The organism is Rathayibacter caricis DSM 15933 (genome assembly GCF_003044275.1).
Classification (GTDB): Bacteria; Actinomycetota; Actinomycetes; order Actinomycetales; family Microbacteriaceae; genus Rathayibacter; species Rathayibacter caricis.
Genome location: NZ_PZPL01000001.1, coordinates 411,574 through 430,352 on the forward strand (window position 1 = coordinate 411,574; position 18,779 = coordinate 430,352).

Sequence of the window (18,779 nt, forward strand, 5' to 3'; positions counted from 1 at the left end):
CCCCTCCGCACCGACCCTTCCACAGACAAGGACCGACATGACCAGCACCGACACCCCGACGACCACGACGACCGCCGGAGCGACCCTGCCCGACGGAGGCTGGCCTGTGATGCTCACCCCGTTCCGTCCCGACCGCTCCCTCGACTTCGAGCAGGTCGACGCCCTGACCGACTGGCTCATCGACAACGGCGCCGCCGGCATCTTCACCGTCGCGCTCTCGAGCGAGATGTACGACCTGACCGAGGAGGAGCGGCTCGCCCTCGCGCGCCGCGTCGTCGACCGGTCGGCCGGCCGGGTGCCCGTGGTCGCCTCCTCCGTCTCCTCCGGAACGCCCGACGAGCAGGCGGCGTCGGCGGCGGCGATGGCCGCGACCGGGGTCGACGCGGTCGTCCTCATCTCCTCCCTCGTCGGCGGGCTCACCACCACCGAGGAGGAGTGGCGCGCCACGGTGCAGCACATCCTCGACGCCGTCCCCGAGACGAGGTTCGGCATCTACGAGTGCCCGGTGCCCTTCAAGCGGCTGCCCTCGACCGAGAACGTGGCCTGGATGGCCGGCACCGGGCGCTTCGTCTTCTACAAGGACACCTCGCACTCGCTCGCGACCATGGAGGAGCGGCTGAGGGCGATCGCGGGCACGCCGATGAAGCTCTACAACGCGCAGATCTCCTCGCTGACCGACTCGCTCCGCCTCGGCGCGGCGGGGCTCAGCGGCTACGCCGCCAACATCTACCCCGAGCACGTGGCGTGGCTCTGCGAGCACTACGACGACCAGCCTTCGGAGGACGCCGTCGCCGTGCAGCGCCTCCTGACGGTGGCCGAGCACACGATCAACTCGCGCTACCCCACCTCGGCCAAGTACTACCTCCGCCACAGCTCCCGGCTCATGATCGAACCGATCAGCCGGTGGAAGCCGGAGGGTATAGGACCACACGAGGGGCAGCCGCTGCTCGACCTCGCCGCCTACATCCACGACCTCGCCCTGCCCGCGTCGGCGCGGGTGGACGGCGCGCGCTAGGTGATCGTCGGGGCCTACCCGTCGGCGCCGGAGCGGGCCCGGCTCGACGCGGCGGCCTTCGACGCGTTCCACGAGCGGATCGCGCTCGTCACCGGGTGCTCCGGGTTCGAGATCCCGTTCGGCAGCGCCTTCGTCCCGGAGGAGGAGGCGATGCTGCGACTGCTGGCGCGCTCGGGGAGGCACGTGCTCACCCTGCTGCCGGCGGTCCTCGAGGGCGGCGTCGGCCTGGCGAGCGCGGACGAGGCGCGGCGGGGCGCGGCCGTCGCGCTGACCCGCCGAGCGCTCGCGGCCGCGGCGGCGGTGAACGATCGCGAGGGGCGCCTCGTGATCGACTCCGTGCTGGTCCACTCGGCGCCCACCGGCACTTCGGACTCTTCCGCCGCGCGGGCCGCCTTCGCCCGGAGTCTCGACGACGTGTCGCGGAGGAACCCCGACGGGGTGCGGCTCGTCGTCGAGCACTGCGACTCCCTCGAGGGCCCCGACCCGGTGAAGGGCTTCCTCGATCTCGGCACCGAGCTCGAGGAGGCCGCTCGCCACGGCCTCGGCACCGCGATCAACTGGGGCCGCTCCTGGCTCGAGACCCGCCGCCTCGACGGACCGCTCGAGCACGCGCGACGAGCGAGGGACGCCGGGACGCTCGTCGCCCTCGGGGTGTCCGGAGCGTCCGACGTCGCCACGCGACTGGGCCCGGCGTTCAGCGACGCGCACCTCCCCGTCCGCACCGCCCGCGCGGCGCGAGAGGGCTTCGGCGCGGGCCTGCTGGACCCCGTGGTCCTCGCGGAGTTCCTGGCGGTCGCTCCGGAGGCGCTCGTCCTCACGAAGGTCGCGGGCGGGGAGCAGCTGCTCGCCGACTCCGCGGCCGTCGTCCGCGAGGCCGTGCCGGAGCGGGTGAGCTGACTCCGCTGGTCAGGCGCGCGCTGCGCGCAGCGTCTCGAGCGACTGCTGCACCGCGCGGCGGACGTCGCGGTCGGGGTCGCGCAGCATCGCGGTCAGCGTCTGCTCCACGCTGGCCGCGAACTCGCCCTTCTCGTCGCGTCCGGAGCCGATGCCCGCGATCGCGACGGCGACCAGCGCGCGCGCCCCGGCACTCCGCACGCGGGCGTGCTCGTCGGTGGTCAGCCGCGACAGCTTCTTCTGGCCGCCGAGGATCCGCTCGGCGCAGACCCGCGCGCACATCTCGCGGACCCGCCACGACGCGTTCGAGAGCCCCGCGACGACGGCGTCGGCCGCCTGCTCGTCCCACACGTAGAGCAGGGCGCGAGCACCCCAGAGCTCCGGCCAGTACAGCGACGGCGCGCCCTTCAGCACGCCGTCGGCGTGCTCGCCGCCGACGGTCAGGAGGAACGACTCGCCCTCGTACCCGCCCGTCAGCAGCGACGCGGAGCGCAGGGCCACGGTCTGCTCGCCCTGGCGGGCGACCTGGGCGCGCAGGCGCTCCTCGAGGGGGTCGGTCAGGGTGACGGGGTACTCGCTGTCGGATGCCATGTGGCTTCCCAGCGTAGTCGCGCGGGTCGGATCCGGCCCGTCCCGCTAGCGCGGTCGCCGCGTCAGGAGGAGGTGCACCACTCCGGACGGCGAGGGCGTCGCCTCGACCGAGTAGCGCTCCTCCAGGCCCTCGAGTCCGTCCCAGAGCCGCTCGCCCCGGCCGAGCACGATCGGCACGACCACCACGTGGAGGTGGTCGATCAGATCCGCCTCGAGGAACTGCCGCACGGTCGCGACGCCGCCGCCGATCCGCACGTCGCCGCCGCCCGCCAGCTCCCGCGCCGTCGCGAGGGCGGTCGCCGGATCGGCGTCGACGAAGTGGAAGCTCGTACCGCCCGCCATCTCGAGGGTCGGCCGCGGATGGTGCGTCAGGACGACGACCGGCGTGCGGAAGACCGGATCCTCGCCCCACCAGCCGCGCCACTGCTCGTCCTCCCACGGTCCGCGCTGGGGACCGAACTTGTTCCGGCCCATGATCTCGGCGCCGATCCCCTCACCCCAGGCGCTCGCGAACGCGTCGTCCACCCCGCGCGAGCCCGGTCCGTCGCCGGGTAGCCCCATGTCGCGGAAGGTCCGGGTGCCCATCGCCCAGCCCATCAGCCGGTGGCCGGCGTGACCGAAGGGGGCCTCGAGCGTCTGGCCCTCCCCCGCGCCGAAGCCGTCGAGCGAGATCGAGAAGTTGTGCACGCGGACGAGGGACACGGGAGCCTCCGGAGGTCGGGTTCGCGGCTCAGAGTAGGGGCGCCGTGCGCCGGAGGGGAAGAGGCTCCGCGTCGTGGATCAGTGCTCGTACACGTCGCGGCGATGCCCGACCGTGACGACCACGACGACGAGCACGCCGTCGTCGACCGTGTAGAGGATTCTGTAGTCACCCACGCGGACCCGCAGGCCGGGACGCCCCTGGAGCGCTCGTGCACCCGGCGGTCGAGGATCCTCGCCGAGCAGTGCGATCACCCCCTGCAACCGCGTGCGGTCCCTCGCGTCGATCCCGCGCAACGTCTTCACTGCGGCCGGCCGCAGCTCGATCCGGTAGCGGCTCATCCCCAGCCCAGGTCGGCCTTGGCCTGGGCCCAGGGGATGTTCTCGCCCTCCTCTGCGAGCGCCTCATCGAAGGCCCTGACGTCCTCGAGCTCCTCCAGCGCGTCCCGCATCCGCTCGTACTGCTCCGGGCTGACCACCACCGCCTCCGGCCGGCCGTGCCGCGCGAGGATCACGGCCTCGAGACGGGACTGCTCGAGGACCTCGGAGAAACGAGCGCGTGCTTCGGAGACGGAAACGGTCGACATACCCGGATCGTACGTCCTCGACATTCTTTTGTACAGAACACGCCTCCCTCACACCGCGTTCCGGCGCATCCGCGCCACCACCAGCACCGGGATCAGCAGCAGCGCCAGCAGGCCGCCGCCCAGGCTCAGCACCGCGAAGTCCGAGCTCGCGACGACCGCTCCGGAGGCGGCTCCCGCGCCCGCCCCGGACAGGGCGACCAGCACGTCCAGCGACCCCTGCACCCGGGCCCGGTCCGCCGGCGAGGTGCCCTCGACGACGAGGGCGGTGCCCGAGATCAGTCCGAGGTTCCAGCCCAGCCCGAGCAGCGCGAGCGCGGTGATCAGCAGGGCGAGGGAGTCGCCGGGCGCGAGCGCGGCGATCGCTCCGGCCCCGAGGAGCACGATCCCCGAGGCGCCCGCCACGGCCGTGGGACCGACGCGGTCGACCAGCGGACCGGTGACGAGCGACGGCAGGTACATCGCTCCGATGTGGATCCCGATGACCAGCCCCACGTCGCCGAGGGCGTGATCGTGGGCGAGCATGTGCACCGGGGTCATCGTCATGATCGCGACCATGGCGATCTGCGTGAGCACCATCACCGTCGCCCCCACGGGCGCCGCCCCTCGCCGCACCGGTGCCGCCGCGACGGGCGCCGCCGTCGCGCCGAGGCGGCGGGCGAGCAGGAGCGGGTCGGGCCGCAGGAGCAGGAGGAGGGCGGCGCCCGCCGAGAGGTAGGCCGCCGCGGCGAGCAGGAACGGCCCCGCGAGCGCCGGCAGCCCGAGGCCGGTCGCGACGACGCCGAGGGGCTCCACGACGGCCGGGGCGGCGACCGCTCCGAGCGTCGTCGAGACCAGCGCGGTGCTGATCGCGCGGCCGCGGTGCGAGGGCAGGGCGAGGTCGGTCGCGGCGTAGCGGGCCTGGAGGTTGGTGGCGCTGCCCGCGCCGTAGACGACGAGCGAGGCGAACAGCAGGGCGGCGCTGCCGGTGGCCGCCGCGACGACCACGCCCACCGCGCCGAGCCCGCCCGCGGCGAAGCCGAGCCCGAGTCCGAGCCGACGGCCGCGGCGCTGCGCCGTGCGCCCGACGAGGAACGCGGCGAGCGCCGATCCGAGCGTGAGGAGCGCTGTCGACAGGCCCGCGAGCCCCTCGCCGCCGAAGAGGTCCTGCGCGAGCAGCGCGCCGACGGTCGCTCCGGCCGCCAGGCCCGCCCCGCCGAGCACCTGCCCGACGACGACCACGATCAGCGTGCGGCGCTGGACGCGGGCGCGCTCCGTCTCGTCGTGCATCCGCCCGGCACCTCCCGCGTCGCGTTCAGGCTACGCGCGGTGCCCGGAGCCGTGGCCGACCTGGGGCGGCCCCCGATGCTCGAGGGAACCCCGGACCGTCGAGACGTCCCGCTGCACCTGGCTGTCTCGACGGTTCGGGGTTCCTTCACCAGCCTCCGCGGGTCGAGCCCGCGTAGCGTGGAGCGCATGGAAGCCGCCTCGATCGAGATCGTGCGGTTCGTCGTGTCGCCGCTCCACCGCTACGAGGGCCGGCCCGCCGACGGGGCGATCCCGTTCGAGGGCAACGAGCAGCCCGATCGGATCGAGATCCGCGCCGGGCTCGGCATCGTCGGCGACCGCTACTTCGCGCAGCGGGCCCACCGCACCGCCGCGATCACCCTGTTCGCGATCGAGTCGCTCGAGCACGCGGCCGCCGAGCTGCGGACGGCGCCGTTCGACCCGGCGGATGCACGCCGCAACATCACCCTGCGCGGAGCCGACGTCGACGCGCTCGCCGGCCGCACCTTCGCGCTCGAGCAGGACAACCAGCGGATCGAGTTCCAGGGCGGCCGGCCGGCGAACCCCTGCGCGTGGCTCGACGTCGCGCTCGCCCCCGGCGCTCACAAGGCGCTGCGACGGCGCGGCGGCGTGCGGACCGCTCCGCTGGGCAACGGCGTCCTCCACCTCGGCCCCGCCCGGCTGATCCTCCACCGTTCGGAGGACATGCTGATCTGAGCGCTCGGACGAGCCTCTAGGCTCGCTCCGACCACTCACCCCCGATCGAAGGAGGCGCTCCGTGCCCCGAGGCCTCCGCTCACTCGCCCTCGGTGCCCGCACCCGCGTGCGCGAGGCGTTCGCCACCGCCCGGTCCCGCCGCCGCGATCCGCGCCGCCGCTACAAGCGCACCGACGTCTCGGTGCAGCGCGTCCGCCACGAGGACGTCTGGGCCCGGGTCAGCACCGTCGGCCGCACCGGCGAGCGCACCTTCGTGCTGGTCCCCGGCATCGGAGTGGCGGCCACGTACTTCGAGCGCCTCGCGCCCGCGCTCAACGAGTTCGGCCCCGTGCACGCCCTCGATCTGCCCGGATTCGGCGGCGTCCCGCACCCGCCGCACGCCCGGCACATGAGCATCCCCGACTACGCCGCGCTCGTCGGTCGGGTGATCGACGAGCTGGGCCTCGTGGACCCGGTCGTCCTCGGCCACTCCATGGGCACGCAGGTCGTCGCCGAGCTGGCCGCCCAGCGCCCCGAGCTCACGACGATCGTGCTGCTGGGCCCCGTGATGAATCGGCACGAGCGCCGCGTCCCGATCGCGGGCCTCCGCTTCGCGCAGTCGAGCCTGCGCGAGCCCCGCCGGGTGGCCCTGCTCGCCGTCGGCGCCTATCTGCTCTGCGGCCCGCGCTGGTTCTCCCGCGTGCTGCCCGAGATGATGCACTACCCGATCGAGGACAGGGTGCCGCGGATCCGCGCGTCGGCCCTCCTCATCCGCGGCGAGCACGACCGTCTCGTGCCCCGGAAGTGGATCGAGGAGCTGGCGGAGTCGATGCCGCACGCCCGCGCGTGGGAGATCCCCGGCGCCGCCCACTCCGTCATGCACGCGCACGCCGAGGAGGTGGCGAGGCTCTGCGTCGAGCACGCCCGCGCTCCGCAGCCCGATCGCGACGAGGCCGAGCTGAAGCGCTACCCCGACGCCGAGATCGACCGCTCCGAGGAGGACGCTCCGATCGCCGATCCGCTCGGCGCCGCCCGCGGCCGCGTGACCGAGCTCGTCGGCATCCTCACCGACGACGACTCGCTCATCGCCGAGGGCAAGACCCAGCACGCCGAGGCCACCGATCCGGCCGCGCTGCGCGACGACGCGTAAGGCCGCTCAGGACTCCTCGCCCACGATCTCCTCGCGGATCCGGCGCAGGTCCTCGGCGAGCGCCCCCACGAGGATCCAGTGCTCGGGATGCGGCGTCGCGATCACCAGCGGCGCCGTCAGCGCGGGCAGCTCGTCGGTGATGACCTCCGGCTCCGGCACGTCGACCGCCGACTGCACGAGCAGCCGCAGGTCGTGCGCCGCCCGGTGCAGCTGCACCGCGATGTCGGCGATGGTGGGCTCGCGCACCAGCTCCACGTCGTAGAGGTCGTGCACGGTGCGGGTCATCCCGCGCACGCGTGTGACGATCCGGCCGAGCCGCGGAGTGACGGAGTCGAGCGCCGCGAGGCGGTCGCGGTGGGCGGAGCGGCGCGGATTGAGGCGGAGCGACTCCTCGCCCGTGACGATCGCCGCCTCGGCCTTCCCCTGCATGGTCTGCAGCAGCCGCGCGTTGATCAGCAGCTCGTCGAGGCGCCGCCGCTGCACCGGCGCCTGGAGGGCGTCGGCCAGGTCGTCGAGCGCCGCGGCGAGCTGCGCCGTGAGGTCGCCGACCGCCCTCTCGGCGGGCCCCAGCGCGACCGGCGGCACGAGGAGCCCGTTGACGACGACTCCGACCGCCGCGCCGATCAGCGTCTCGACGATGCGGTCGAACGCGTAGTTCGGAGTGACCGCGCCGACCGAGAGCACGAGCATCGCGCTGATCGGGATCTGCACCGCCGAGGCCGGCGTCAGCCGCACCGCCCAGCCCACCGCGATCGCGGCCACGATCGCGATCAGCACGATCACGCTCTCGCCGCCGAACAGCGTCCCGATCACCGAGCCGAGGACCACGCCCAGGATCACCCCGACGCTGCGCTCGAGCGCCTTCGCGAACGACTGGTTCACGCTCGGCGCGACGACGAGCAGCGCCGCGATCGCGCCGAACACGGGCAGCGTGCCGGGGAAGACGGCGGCCGCGATGCCCCAGGTGACGACGGTCGCGACGGCCGTCTTGACCAGCTGCAGCAACGGCGGCCGGGTGGCCACGGTGAAGCTGGAAGTCAGGCGCATGCGTCCACGGTAGCGAGCGCGCCGGAGCGGAGGCCGGGGGATCTCAGCGCTCGTGCGCCGACTCCACGCTCGCGAGCACCGCGCGGAGCGAGCGCGCCGCCTCGGCCCACTGCGCCGCGGACACTCCCGCCAGCAGCTCGCGCTCGACCGCGAGCACCTCGGGGAACGCCCGGTCGATCAGCTCGACACCGTCCTCGGTGAGCGCGATCAGCGCCCCCCGCCCGTCGGCCGGATTCGCCGACCGCACGACGAGCCCGCGCTTCTCGAGCGCGTGCAGCCGCTTCGTGATCGCGGGAGCGGAGGCGAGCCCGATGGTCCGCAGTGCGCTCGGCGACCGCGGCTCCCCCGCCCGCCGCAGCGTCGTCAGCACGTCGAACTCGCCGCGGGTGAGCCCGTGGGCGGCGAGCCGCTCCTCCGTCGCCCGCACGACGAGCGCGGAGGCGCGGATCAGCCGGCCGATCACGTCGACCGCCTCGGTGTCGAGCTCGGGCCGCAGCGCCGCCCAGCCGTCGCGGATCTCGTCGACCGCGTCGCGCGCTGGACTCTCTAAGTGATTCACGAGTAAAGTATATCTGGTTCACCCGTGAACCACTTCCGGCCGGTGCCGCTCGGATCCGCCCGCCGACCCGAGGACGCCATGCCCACCACCCTGCTGCCACCGCTCCCCCACCCCAAGGAGCTCGTCACCCTCGGCCCGCACGCCGGCGCCCACCGCGTCGCGCTCCGCGCCGGCGTCTCGATGGCCGTCCCCCTCCTCGTGCTCTGGGCCTTCGGACGCACCGACCTCGCGCTGTACGCGACGTTCGGCGCCTTCACCGCCCTCTACGGCCGGCAGCACACCCACCGCCCGCGCCTGCGGATGCAGCTCTCGGCCGCCGCCTACCTCGTCATCGTGGTGACCGTCGGCACCGCCGTCGCTCTGTCGCCCGCCCGCGACTGGCTGATCATCCCCGTGGTGGTCGCGGTCGCCGTCGCCGCCGCGTACCTGAGCGACGCCCTGCACTGGCACCCGCCCGGCCCCCTCTTCCCGGTCTTCGCCGTGACGGCGTGCGCCTCGGTCCCCACCGATCCCGCCCGCATCCCGGAGGCGTTCCTCCTCTCGGCCGCGTCCGCCGCCTTCGCGCTCCTCATCGGAGTGGCCGGAGTGGCCTCCCCTCGCGCCCGCCGCCTTCCGCCAACCCCCTGGCGCACCTCGTTCCGGGCGGCCGCCACACGCCCCTCGACCCGTGCCGCGATGCTCCGCTTCGGCGCCGTCGTCCTGGTCTCCGGAGCGATCCCCACCGCCACCGGCCTCGGCCACCCCTACTGGGCGATGGTCGCCGCCGTCGCCGCCGTGTCGGGCGCCGACACCGCCGCCCGCCTGGTCCGCGCGGGCCACCGGATGCTCGGCACCGTCGTCGGAGTCGCGATCGCCGCCGCCCTGCTCGCCCTCCCCCTGTCGCCGCTGGCCACGATCGCCGTCGTCGTCCTGCTCCAGGTCCTCGCCGAGCTCTTCGTCGGCCGCAACTACGGCCTGACCCTCGCCTTCGTCACCCCGCTCGCGATCCTGATGGTCGAGTTGGCCCACCGCACCGACGAGCTCGTCCTCCTCCGCGACCGCGCCCTCGAGACCGCCATCGGCGTCGCCGTCGGAGTCGCCGCCACGCTCCTCGCGCACGCGGCGTCCTCCCGCCGCCGCTGACGACGCCTGCTGGTCGAGCAGCCGCCCCGCGGCGCTTCACGACCCCGCGCCCCCTGCTCACTGGTCGAGCAGCCGCGCAGCGGCGTCTCGAGACCCACACCCACTACTCACTGGTCGAGCAGCCGCGCAGCGGCGTCTCGAGACCCTGCGGCTCCTAGGCTCACCGCATGAGCATCGACGCCGCACTGCTCGAGATCCGAGCCGCCACCGACGAGGTGCGGACCGTCGCCCGCGCCACGGGCGACTCCTCCCGACTCGGAACGGCCGCCTGGCTCGACACCCGCTTCGCCGAGATCTCGAACGTCCCTGAACTGCGAGCCGCCGCACGCGACGCCCTGCACCTCTGGGGCGGCATGGGCTCCTTCTCGGACGTCGGCTCCGCCGAGGCGCACCACGCCGTCGAGCGCCTGCGCCTCGCCCTGCGCCGGGCCCTGTCCTGGCGCCTCGTCCTCGACTGACGCCGGCATCGCCCCTCCCGCAGAACGACGAAGGCCCCCTGCTTCCGGTGAAGCGGGGGGCCTTCATCCAACCGTCGAACCGGTCCTCGTCGCGGTTACCTCACCACTGCCGCCGTCGCCGCGGAGGTGCGCGTCGCCGTGGTGTACGCGGTCTTCTTCCCCGTGACGGTGACCGTGATCGTCCTCCCCACGGTCGCGCTGGTCGGCTTGTAGGTGGTCGCGGTCGCGCCGCTGATCGCCGTTCCGTTCGCCTTCCACTGGTAGGTCAGCGCCACCGGTGCAGGCCCCCACGTTCCGGCGGTCGCGGTGAGAGTCGAGCCGACCTTCGCGGTGCCGGTGATCTTCGGAGTCGCCGCGGTCAGAGTGCCGGACGCGACGGCCGCAGTTGCCGCCGAGGTCCGGGTCGCCGAGGTGTAGCCGACCTTCGTCCCGGACACCGTGACCGTGATCGTCTTTCCCAGGGTGGCCGCCGACGGCTGGTAGGTGCTGCCCGTCGCGCCGGAGAGCGCCGTTCCGTTCGCCTTCCACTGGTAGGTGAAGGCGACCGGCGCGGGACCCCAGGCTCCGGGCACCGCAGTCAGGGTGGAGCCGACCCTGGCGGTGCCGGTGATCGTCGGCGTCACCGCGGTCAGAGTGCCGGCCACGACGGCCGCGGTGGCGACGGAGGTGCGACTCGAGCCGGTGTACCCGGTCTTGCTTCCCGTGACCGTGACGGTGATCTTCTTGCCGAGAGTCGCACTGGACGGCTTGTAGGTGCCGGCCGTCGCTCCCGAGAGTGCGACACCGTCGGCCTTCCACTGGTAGGAGAAGGTCACGGGCGCCGGACCCCATGTCCCCGTGTTCGCGGTGAGGGTGGAGCCGACCTTCGCCGTGCCGGTGACGGTCGGAGTCGCCGCCGTCAGCGCGCCCCCCGAGACCGCCGCGGTCGCGGTCGAGACCCGCGTCGTCGACACGTACCCGCTCTTGGAGCCGGTCACCGCGACGGTGATCGTCTTCCCCGCATCCGCCGACGCGAGCCGGTAGGTGCCCGCGGTCGCGCCACTGATGGCCGTGCCGTTCGCACGCCACTGGTACGCGAGCGCCACCGGAGCCGGCCCCCACGTCCCGGCGTTCGCCGTCAGAGTCGACCCGACGGTCGCGGTGCCGCTGATGGTCGGAGTGGGAGCGGTGAGTATCGATCCTCCAACGACCACGAGTCTTTCAACCGGTTGGCTCTCGCCGGCGACGTTGATGGCGCTGACCGAGAGAATGTAGCTGGCCCCTGCGGCGAGGTTTGTGAAGGTCTGCTCAAGCTTCGAAGGGGAGACGATTGTCGACCAGGGGCCCGCGCCAGCTGCATCTATGCCGTTCCGCGCCACTCGGTAACCAGTGATCGAAGTTCCTCCCGTGCTCTCGGGGGCAACCCACTTCAATACCGCCGATCGAGTCGCTCCATCAGGAATAGCCACGACATTTCTGGGTTCAGAAGGAGCGTAATAAGGCTGCGAGACGATTGTGACCGTCGAGATCTCGCCACTTCCGTTCGCATTAACAGGCTGAGCGAAGAACGTGTACTCGGTGTTGGGCCTGAGATTCGTAAACGTCTGCGAACGGCGGTCCGCTGCGACGACGGTCTTCCACGGGCCGGATCCGGAAGCATCTGTATTGTCACGGCCTACTCGGTAGCCTGTGATATTCGCTCCCCCGTCGCGGGAGGGTGCGTCCCACGTGATGGTGATGCTTGCACCGTCCTCGTCCGCCCGGATGTCAGACACCGGGGAAGGAACACTGGATCCCGTGTTGAACTTCGTGCACGTCGCCGGGAGATCGTCGAAGAAGATCTCCCCCTCGTAGGACGGTTGCCATCCGGAAGCGGCTCGCACGCAGAACTCGTACCGCATGTTCCGTTCGAGCGGAACCGTCGTTGTCGTGATCGAACTGTCGACGAATCCCTCACGCGACCCGTCGTCGTAAGTCTCCGAATACTGGGACTTGAGTGTCCAGACGAAGTATTCGAAGCCGCACTCACCTCCAGGAGGCGTCGGATTCGACCAGCTGAACGTTCCAGCGGTCAGATCCGGACGGAACGAGGAAGAGAGATTGCTAGGCGCGGGCGTGTTCGCGACATGGGTGAAATCGATCTTCGTGGGTGCGCTCTGGGTTGCAGACGCCTGCAGGCGCACGCCGTTCGAACCGCCGGAGAAGGGCGCGGTGAAGTCCAGGACACTTGCGACCTCGAAATGGTAGGACCCGTAGGGCAGATCGACCGAGAGCGAGGTGCTACCCGAGACGGAGTACAAAGCGACTGTGTCGTCGTAATAGTCGACGTAGTCCTCGTGCTCGTCCGCGATCGTTTGGTAGACGTGCACTCGGTAACCCCGCACGGGGGCGCTTGGAGCATCCCAACTGATCAGCACAGGAGTTGTGCAGGTCGATGTTGCGGCGACGATATTCGTCGGCGCGCTGGGAGATCCCGCCGCCTGCGCCGGAGAGGCGACGAGGAACGACATCAGTAGCACGAGCAGGAGGGAAAAACTGGCGGCGGTTCTGCGCATGGAGATGGGGGGGCTTTCCGGGTTCGACGTTCAGCGGGACGACGATCGCCGAGCCTGAACGGATACTCCCACTCTCTCTGCGTTCAGACAAAGACCCCGTTCAAGGGGGACAAACGGCTGTACAAGGTTTCTGTCATCAAAAGCGGTACGTGAAACTCGAGACGATCAGCTCATGTTCGACGAGAGCGTCTCTTCGAAATGGAGAAAGCTGAGTCCGCGGAAGACGAGCTGCAGTGTCAACGGGTACAGGTCGACGCAATCACCGGTCATCACCTCTACGAACAGGCTGCAAGCACCAGGCAAGACGAAAGGCCCCCTGCTTCCGTGGAAGCGGGGGGCCTTCTCGTGGCGGTACCGGTGGGATTTGAACCCACGGTGGACGCAAGCCCACACATGTTTTCGAGACATGCTCCTTCGGCCGCTCGGACACGGTACCGGGGTCGAGTGTACGCGACGCTCCCAAGTCGCGCCAATCGGCGCGGAGGCGAGGCGCCGGACGGTCGGTGACCGTGAGCAGGGGCGGCTCAGACCGCCGCGGGCAGGAGGAACGACAGCACCCGGTCCCACTCCGAGACGGCCAGCAGGTGGCCGCGGCCCGGGACGACCTCGAGGCGGGAGTCGGCGAGGCGCGCGGCGTACCACTCGCCGTGCACGCGGCCGACCTCGAGATCCTCGGCGCCGTAGAGGAGGAGCGCGGGCGACGCGACCTGGTCGACCGCGAAGCCCCAGTCGAGCAGGGTGTAGCCGACGATGTCGGCGGCCATGCCGGTGGTGCCCTGCGCGGCGGCGCGCTCGAGCATGCGGAGGAGGCGGTCGCGGACGCCGGGTGCCTCGAGGAGCGGGGCGTCGGCGCCGGCCGCGCCGAGCATCCCGAGGAGGGCGGCCGGGTCGGGGGCCGGGCCGAAAGCCTCGCCGAGCATCGTGCCGAGGGCGCGGACGGCATCGGCGGGAGCGAGGGCGCGGAGCGACTCGAGCATCGCGCGGTTGTCGTCGCCGACCCACGGCACGGCGTCGTCGGGCGCGGGAGTCGCGAGGACGGCCACGCGCTCGACGAGGCCGGGGTAGTTGGCCGAGAGGGCGAGCGCGACGCGGCCGCCGGCCGACCAGCCCGCCGCGGTGACGGAGGCGATGCCGATCGTCGCGAGGTACTCGGCGATGTCGGCGGCAGCCTGCTCGGGGGTGGCGGGGGCGCCCGCGCCGGCCTGGTCGAGGTCGTTCAGCAGCTCGGACGCGCCGTAGCCGGGACGGTCGACCGAGAGCAGGCGCACGCCGTGGCGCGCGGTCGCCTCGGGATCGGGGTCGAAATCGGCCGATCCGGGCGCGGGATGCGCGAGCACGACGACGCGCTCGGCGTGCTCCGGCCCCGTCCAGGTGACGCCGAGCGCGCGGCCGGACTTGAGGAGGTGCACTGTCGACGACATGGGGTCAGTCTCGCGCAGACCTCCGACAGCGCGGGCTCGCCGCTCCACACAGCGGCGCTTCTCCCCAGGCATCGATCCCGCGCACTTCTCCCCGGGCCGGGCGCGCTGCGGACGAGTGTCGGCGGTGGCGGCTATCGTCGAAGACACGTTCGAAGGAACGCTCCGATGTCGGAGGCCGCTCGTAGCCTCGCAGACGCCGATCCACTCCTGTCTCCACCCGCTCCGGAAGGACCTCATGGCCGCCTCGAAGACGCGCACCGCCGCCTACCGCTGCTCGGAGTGCGGCTGGACGACCGCGAAGTGGGTAGGCCGCTGCGGCGAGTGCCAGCAGTGGGGCACGGTCGTCGAGAGCACCGAGCGCACCGGGCTCGTACGCGCCGTCGCCGCCGTCGCACCGTCCGCGAACCGCGTCGCCCGGCCGATCACCGAGATCCCGACCACCTCCGGCGCCCGCCATCGGCCCACCGGGGTCGGCGAGCTCGATCGCGTGCTCGGCGGCGGCATCGTCTCGGGTGCCGTGGTCCTGCTCTCGGGCGAGCCGGGCGTCGGCAAGTCCACGCTGCTGCTCGAGGTCGCCTCCCGCGCCGCCGCCGAGGGTCAGCGCGTCCTCTACGTCAGCGCCGAGGAGTCGGCCGCCCAGGTGCGCATGCGTGCCGAGCGCACCGGCGCGATGCACGACAGCCTCTACCTCGCCGCCGAGACCGACCTCGCGACGGTCCTCGGTCAGATCGACGAGGTGCAGCCCGACCTCCTCATCGTCGACTCCGTGCAGACCGTCGCGAGCGACACCGTCGACGGCCTGCCCGGCGGTCCGAGCCAGGTCCGCGAGGTCGCGGCCACGCTCATCCGGGTCTGCAAGGAGCGCGCGCTCCCCCTGGTGCTCGTCGGCCACGTCACGAAGGACGGCTCGATCGCCGGCCCGCGCCTGCTCGAGCACCTGGTCGACGTGGTCTGCCACTTCGAGGGCGACCGGCAGACGGCGCTGCGCTTCGTCCGCTCGCTCAAGAACCGGTTCGGCCCGACCGACGAGGTCGGCTGCTTCGAGATGACCGCCGAGGGCATCGCCGAGATCCCCGACCCGAGCGGCCTGTTCCTCTCGCGCACCCGCTTCCCCACCCCCGGCATCTGCGTCACGGTGGCGATGGAGGGTCGACGCGCCCTGCCCGTCGAGATCCAGGCGCTCGTCATCGCGAACGACGGCGAGCACCCGCGCCGCGTCACCAACGGAGTCGACGCCTCGCGCGTCGCGATGATCCTCGCCGTCCTCGAACGGCAGGCGGGCATCCCGCTGCGCCGGTGCGACGTCTACGTGTCGACGGTCGGCGGAGTGAAGCTGATGGAGCCCGCGGCCGACCTCGCCATCGCCGTCGCGATCGCCTCCGCCCACGCGTACACGCCGCTCCGGCCCGGCATCGCCGCGTTCGGCGAGATCAGCCTCTCCGGGGATATCCGCCCGGCCTCCGGGGCCAAGCAGCGCGCCAACGAGGCCACCCGCCTCGGCCACTCCTCGCACCTCGACTCCAGCGCCTTCACGCTCTCGAGCGCCATCACCCACGCCCTCGTGCCGGTGCCCACGCGCATCCCCGAGGGCCGCTCCGGCCCGCGATCGAGCATGCAGGGCGCGTGAGCCGGGCAGTCCTAGACCCCTCCGCCTCCGCCGCCCCCGCCGCCCCCGCCCGAGCTGCCGCCGCCACCGGCACCGCCGCTCGACGAGCTCGTCGACGAGCCCACGAAGCTCGACGCCGACGACGAGAACGACGACACGCTGCTCGCGAACGCCGCCGCCTGGAATCCGCTCGACCCCGAGTACCAGACCGGATCCTCGCCCGCCTGCTCGTACGCCACCGACAGCGCCGTCGCCCACTCCGACTCCAGCCCCAGCAGCACCGCCCACGGCAGCAGCCGTTCGGTCACCTCCACGACCTCCACCGGCCCGAGCATGCGGCGCTGGGCGCCCTCCGGTGACTGCAGAACGGCGAACCGATCCGCCTCCGCCAGCTTCAGATACAGCTCCAGCCCGCGCAGATGATCGCGCAGCTCCGCCCCCGCCGCCGTCACGGGCACCTTCGCCAGGAGCACGCACACCAGCGCCCCGATCGCGATCGCCACGAGCACCAGGACGAACGGCAGCGCCCCACCCAGCGACGCCGCGAGCAGACCCGCCCCGCCGACCACCGCGACGATCACCGCCACGACCGTCGCCAGGATCAGCCAGACCGACCCGCGCACCGTGCCCGGCCGCCGCAGCCCCTCCTCCTCGGCCCGCTTGGGCAGCGTGCTCAGCAGAGCGGTGACCTCCTTGCCGAACGCCTTGTCCTTCTCGGCCAGATCACGGACCGTACCGGGCGCCGGCGACGGACCGAACGCGATGTCCCGGAAGCGCCGCTCGTCGACTGCCAGCGGACGCGGCCGCCCGGCGCGCCGCAGCGACACCTCGGCCGGATCCAGCACCCGCAGGAGGAACGACGGCTTCCCCTTGCGCCCCTCGACCTCCTCGATCCGCGCGAACCGCCGCACCGCGGAGTCGACCAGCGCCGCCGCGGCGACCCTCGAAGTCTTCGACCGCAGCTGCGCCGACAGGAACAGCCCCTGCACCGGCGGCTCGTACTCGGCGATGATCGTCGGCCTGCCCGGTGCGTCCTTCAGCACCGTGGCACGCCGTCGCGCGGCGACAGCCAGCAGCACCAGCGACGCCCCCAGTCCGATCAGCTGCACCCACCCCCAGGCGGCCGCGAAGTAGCTGTCGTCGCGCGGGGTGAACGTGCCCGGCGCGAACCCGACCGCGATAGTGACGTTCTCCCCCGCCGCGAGATCGCTGCCGGAGGCGGTGACCACTCCGTCGCCCTCGTCGAGCACGCAGCCGTCCGTCGAGCCGGCGACGCCCCGGTAGCAGGACGCCGTCCCGGTCGCGGCCTCCGCGAGCCCCGGGCCCAGCTCCACCCGGATCCGGTAGTCGTCGAACGGCTGGCGCCAGGCGGTGCCGTTCGCGTCCCAGTAGAACTCGTCCTCTCCACTCGACGTCCCCGAGGCGGGCAGTGTCACGTTCCGCTGCGTGTAGGTGAACACGTAGGTCTGGCTGCCGCTGACGTAGTCGTCCGCGGCGCTCGTGACGATCAGGAAGCCGTCCTCCGACTCCGTGTCGACGGGCCGGGGCGCGCCGTCGCCGTCCGTCACCGAGACGAGATCGACGTCGGTCGGCCGCCCCTCGAACTCGAGCGGGATCGCCCGCTGCATCCCGCGGTTCTGGTTCGGCGGGAACTCGGCGACGAACGTCTCCTCCGTCGTCAGGATCGACCGACCCTCCGCGTCGCGGTCGAGCACGAAGTCGGCCGAGTACTCCGAGAAGCGGAAGTCGTCCAGGCCCGCTCGCAGCGCATCGGCCGGAGCGGCCGGCGCTGCGAGGAGCGCCGCGAGGAGCAGCCCACCGGCCGTGGCCGCGGACAGGACAGCGGAGAGAGTGGCCCTCATGTCCCCGAGCGTAGGCGCGGAACGTGGCGCGCCGCGTCCGCCGAGCGGGCGAGACCTACCGCAGCAGGAACTGGGTGGTCGACCCGGACGGGATGCCCGCGATCGACACCGAGAGCGCGTAGGCGGCACCCTCGCCGGCGACCGCCTCGCGTCCGCCGTCGCAGGTGTCCGGCGAGGAGCGGGTGCGATCCCAGGTGATCGGGCTCCCGGTCACCGTGCGGCCCGACTGCAGCAGCACGTCCAGGTCGGAGGCGCCGGTCTGGCAGTCGGTCGAGGACCAGATCGGGTCGGAGCCGCTCGTGATCGTGAAGACCTGCTGCGACGTCCCCGCGTTGATCACGCAGTCCGAGTTCGAGATGTTGGCGAGCGAGAGCGAGAGCTGCGGATTCTCGTCCGAGGAGTAGCTCGTCGAGTCCGTCACCGCCGTGACAGCGACCATGTCGGCGGTGCAGTCCGGCACGGCTCCCGAGGCCGACGGCATGGTCGAGGGGTAGAGCGTGGGCAGCGGGCTGCTCGACGGACCGGCGTCGTCGGCCGCCTCCCGCGATCCCGCCCACGGCTGGAGGGACAGCAGCACGACCAGGCCCGCCACGATCACGAGGAGCGCCAGCAGCACGCCGGCCCTGCGCCTGCGGTAGACCCGGGAGGGCAGGCGGCGGGGCGGCGGAGTCACCGGAACAGGCTACGACGCCGCAGCTGTCAGAGCGTCTTCAGCATCCGGGTGTTGCCGAGCGTGTTCGGCTTCACGCGGGCGAGGTCGAGGAACTCCGCGACACCCTCGTCGGGAGAGCGGAGCAGCTCGGCGTACACCTCGGGGTCGACGACCTTCTCGCCGATCGGCGCGTAGCCGTGGCGCTGGAAGAAGTCGACCTCGAAGGTCAGGCAGAACAGGCGCTTGAGCCCCAGTTCGCGGGCGTCGTTCTCGAGCCGCTCCAGGATGTGGTGGCCGACTCCGCGGCCGAGCCAGTCCTGCGTCACGGCGAGAGTGCGCACCTCCGCGATGTCGTCCCACATCACGTGCAACGCGCCGCAGCCGATGGCGTTGCCCTCGCCGTCCTCCGCGATGCGGAACTCCTGCACGGCTCCGTAGAGCACCACTCGGTCCTTGCCCAGGAGGATCCGCTCGTTGACGAGGGGCTCGCTCAGCTCCTGGATGAAGGGGACGTCACTCGTGCGCGCCCGGCGCACCGGGTACTTCCAATCGGCCATCGGACCAGCGTAGGGCCTGGTGAGCGCAGGTCCTGGTGAGCACAGGGCCGAACGACGACGAGCCCG

The 18,779-nt window shown here is 72.4% G+C and carries 19 protein-coding genes and 1 tRNA gene; 7 read left to right on the forward strand and 13 right to left on the reverse strand.

All coding sequences use genetic code 11. From position 1 onward, the window contains the following. The first annotated feature begins 37 nt into the window (after positions 1-37). Together C1I63_RS01935 and C1I63_RS01940 are read left to right on the forward strand one after the other, a co-directional pair. Positions 38-1,015, forward strand: a complete 978-nt coding sequence (locus C1I63_RS01935) for a dihydrodipicolinate synthase family protein (protein WP_107573565.1) — start codon at positions 38-40, stop codon at positions 1,013-1,015. Beyond that, positions 1,016-1,912, forward strand: coding sequence for a DUF4862 family protein (locus C1I63_RS01940; RefSeq protein WP_107573566.1), 897 nt, complete (start codon positions 1,016-1,018; stop codon positions 1,910-1,912). It begins immediately after the preceding gene. A gap of 9 nt (positions 1,913-1,921) precedes the next feature. Here the strand turns inward: C1I63_RS01940 and C1I63_RS01945 are convergent, their stop codons facing one another. From C1I63_RS01945 to C1I63_RS01965, 5 genes are all read right to left on the reverse strand, one after another. Further along, entirely contained in the window at positions 1,922-2,500 is a 579-nt protein-coding gene (locus C1I63_RS01945) for a HEAT repeat domain-containing protein (protein WP_230673212.1), read from the reverse strand. 45 nt (positions 2,501-2,545) lie between these two features. Further along, positions 2,546-3,202 carry a dihydrofolate reductase family protein gene (locus C1I63_RS01950; RefSeq protein ID WP_107573567.1) on the reverse strand — a complete coding sequence of 219 codons (657 nt, stop codon included), beginning with the start codon at positions 3,200-3,202 and terminating at the stop codon, positions 2,546-2,548. 78 nt (positions 3,203-3,280) lie between these two features. Beyond that, positions 3,281-3,541, reverse strand: a complete 261-nt coding sequence (locus tag C1I63_RS01955; protein ID WP_107573568.1) for a type II toxin-antitoxin system RelE family toxin — start codon at positions 3,539-3,541, stop codon at positions 3,281-3,283. Further along, a complete protein-coding gene (locus C1I63_RS01960; protein ID WP_055789909.1) occupies positions 3,538-3,786 on the reverse strand; it encodes a type II toxin-antitoxin system Phd/YefM family antitoxin in 249 nt (82 codons plus the stop codon). The genes C1I63_RS01955 and C1I63_RS01960 overlap by 4 nt, the downstream gene beginning before the upstream one ends. A gap of 48 nt (positions 3,787-3,834) precedes the next feature. Then, the gene (locus C1I63_RS01965; protein WP_107573569.1) at positions 3,835-5,052 is read right to left on the reverse strand and encodes an MFS transporter; all 1,218 of its coding nucleotides are present in this window, start codon (positions 5,050-5,052) and stop codon (positions 3,835-3,837) included. Between the two features lie 186 nt (positions 5,053-5,238). On the opposite strand from C1I63_RS01965, the gene C1I63_RS01970 reads away from it, so the two are divergent. Both C1I63_RS01970 and C1I63_RS01975 read left to right on the forward strand, forming a co-directional pair. Next, on the forward strand, positions 5,239-5,766 hold the full coding sequence (locus tag C1I63_RS01970; RefSeq protein WP_107573570.1) for an MOSC domain-containing protein: 528 nt from the start codon (positions 5,239-5,241) through the stop codon (positions 5,764-5,766). Positions 5,767-5,827: 61 nt separating this feature from the next. After that, the gene (locus C1I63_RS01975; RefSeq protein WP_107573571.1) at positions 5,828-6,895 is read left to right on the forward strand and encodes an alpha/beta fold hydrolase; all 1,068 of its coding nucleotides are present in this window, start codon (positions 5,828-5,830) and stop codon (positions 6,893-6,895) included. 6 nt (positions 6,896-6,901) lie between these two features. Here the strand turns inward: C1I63_RS01975 and C1I63_RS01980 are convergent, their stop codons facing one another. Continuing rightward, on the reverse strand, positions 6,902-7,942 hold the full coding sequence (locus C1I63_RS01980; protein ID WP_107573572.1) for an FUSC family protein: 1,041 nt from the start codon (positions 7,940-7,942) through the stop codon (positions 6,902-6,904). A 43-nt stretch (positions 7,943-7,985) separates the two neighbouring features. Further along, positions 7,986-8,501 carry a MarR family winged helix-turn-helix transcriptional regulator gene (locus C1I63_RS01985; protein WP_107573573.1) on the reverse strand — a complete coding sequence of 172 codons (516 nt, stop codon included), beginning with the start codon at positions 8,499-8,501 and terminating at the stop codon, positions 7,986-7,988. A 78-nt stretch (positions 8,502-8,579) separates the two neighbouring features. On the opposite strand from C1I63_RS01985, the gene C1I63_RS01990 reads away from it, so the two are divergent. Together C1I63_RS01990 and C1I63_RS01995 are read left to right on the forward strand one after the other, a co-directional pair. Further along, complete coding sequence (locus C1I63_RS01990; protein WP_107575693.1) at positions 8,580-9,623, forward strand: FUSC family protein; 1,044 nt, start codon at positions 8,580-8,582, stop codon at positions 9,621-9,623. A 167-nt stretch (positions 9,624-9,790) separates the two neighbouring features. After that, the gene (locus tag C1I63_RS01995; protein WP_107573574.1) at positions 9,791-10,081 is read left to right on the forward strand and encodes a DUF6966 domain-containing protein; all 291 of its coding nucleotides are present in this window, start codon (positions 9,791-9,793) and stop codon (positions 10,079-10,081) included. A gap of 95 nt (positions 10,082-10,176) precedes the next feature. On the opposite strand, the gene C1I63_RS02000 is transcribed toward C1I63_RS01995, so the two are convergent. The 3 genes from C1I63_RS02000 to C1I63_RS02010 all read right to left on the reverse strand — a co-directional run bounded on the left by C1I63_RS02000 (position 10,177) and on the right by C1I63_RS02010 (position 14,036). After that, positions 10,177-12,615 (reverse strand): fibronectin type III domain-containing protein, encoded by a 2,439-nt coding sequence (locus tag C1I63_RS02000; protein ID WP_107573575.1) that lies wholly within the window; start codon positions 12,613-12,615, stop codon positions 10,177-10,179. A gap of 346 nt (positions 12,616-12,961) precedes the next feature. Beyond that, positions 12,962-13,051, reverse strand: a tRNA-Ser gene (locus C1I63_RS02005). 88 nt (positions 13,052-13,139) lie between these two features. Continuing rightward, a complete protein-coding gene (locus tag C1I63_RS02010; protein WP_170116291.1) occupies positions 13,140-14,036 on the reverse strand; it encodes an alpha/beta fold hydrolase in 897 nt (298 codons plus the stop codon). Between the two features lie 235 nt (positions 14,037-14,271). Between C1I63_RS02010 and radA the strand changes: the two genes are divergently transcribed. Next, complete coding sequence (gene radA / locus C1I63_RS02015) at positions 14,272-15,663, forward strand: DNA repair protein RadA (RefSeq protein ID WP_107573577.1); 1,392 nt, start codon at positions 14,272-14,274, stop codon at positions 15,661-15,663. 11 nt (positions 15,664-15,674) lie between these two features. Here the strand turns inward: radA and C1I63_RS19615 are convergent, their stop codons facing one another. From C1I63_RS19615 to C1I63_RS02030, 3 genes are read right to left on the reverse strand one after another with little or no spacing between them, the layout of a single operon-like run. Further along, complete coding sequence (locus C1I63_RS19615; RefSeq protein WP_107573578.1) at positions 15,675-17,504, reverse strand: DUF2207 family protein; 1,830 nt, start codon at positions 17,502-17,504, stop codon at positions 15,675-15,677. Between the two features lie 55 nt (positions 17,505-17,559). Further along, positions 17,560-18,177, reverse strand: a complete 618-nt coding sequence (locus tag C1I63_RS02025) for a hypothetical protein (RefSeq protein WP_243592464.1) — start codon at positions 18,175-18,177, stop codon at positions 17,560-17,562. Positions 18,178-18,203: 26 nt separating this feature from the next. Continuing rightward, on the reverse strand, positions 18,204-18,713 hold the full coding sequence (locus C1I63_RS02030) for an amino-acid N-acetyltransferase (protein WP_107573580.1): 510 nt from the start codon (positions 18,711-18,713) through the stop codon (positions 18,204-18,206). Positions 18,714-18,779 lie beyond the last annotated feature (66 nt).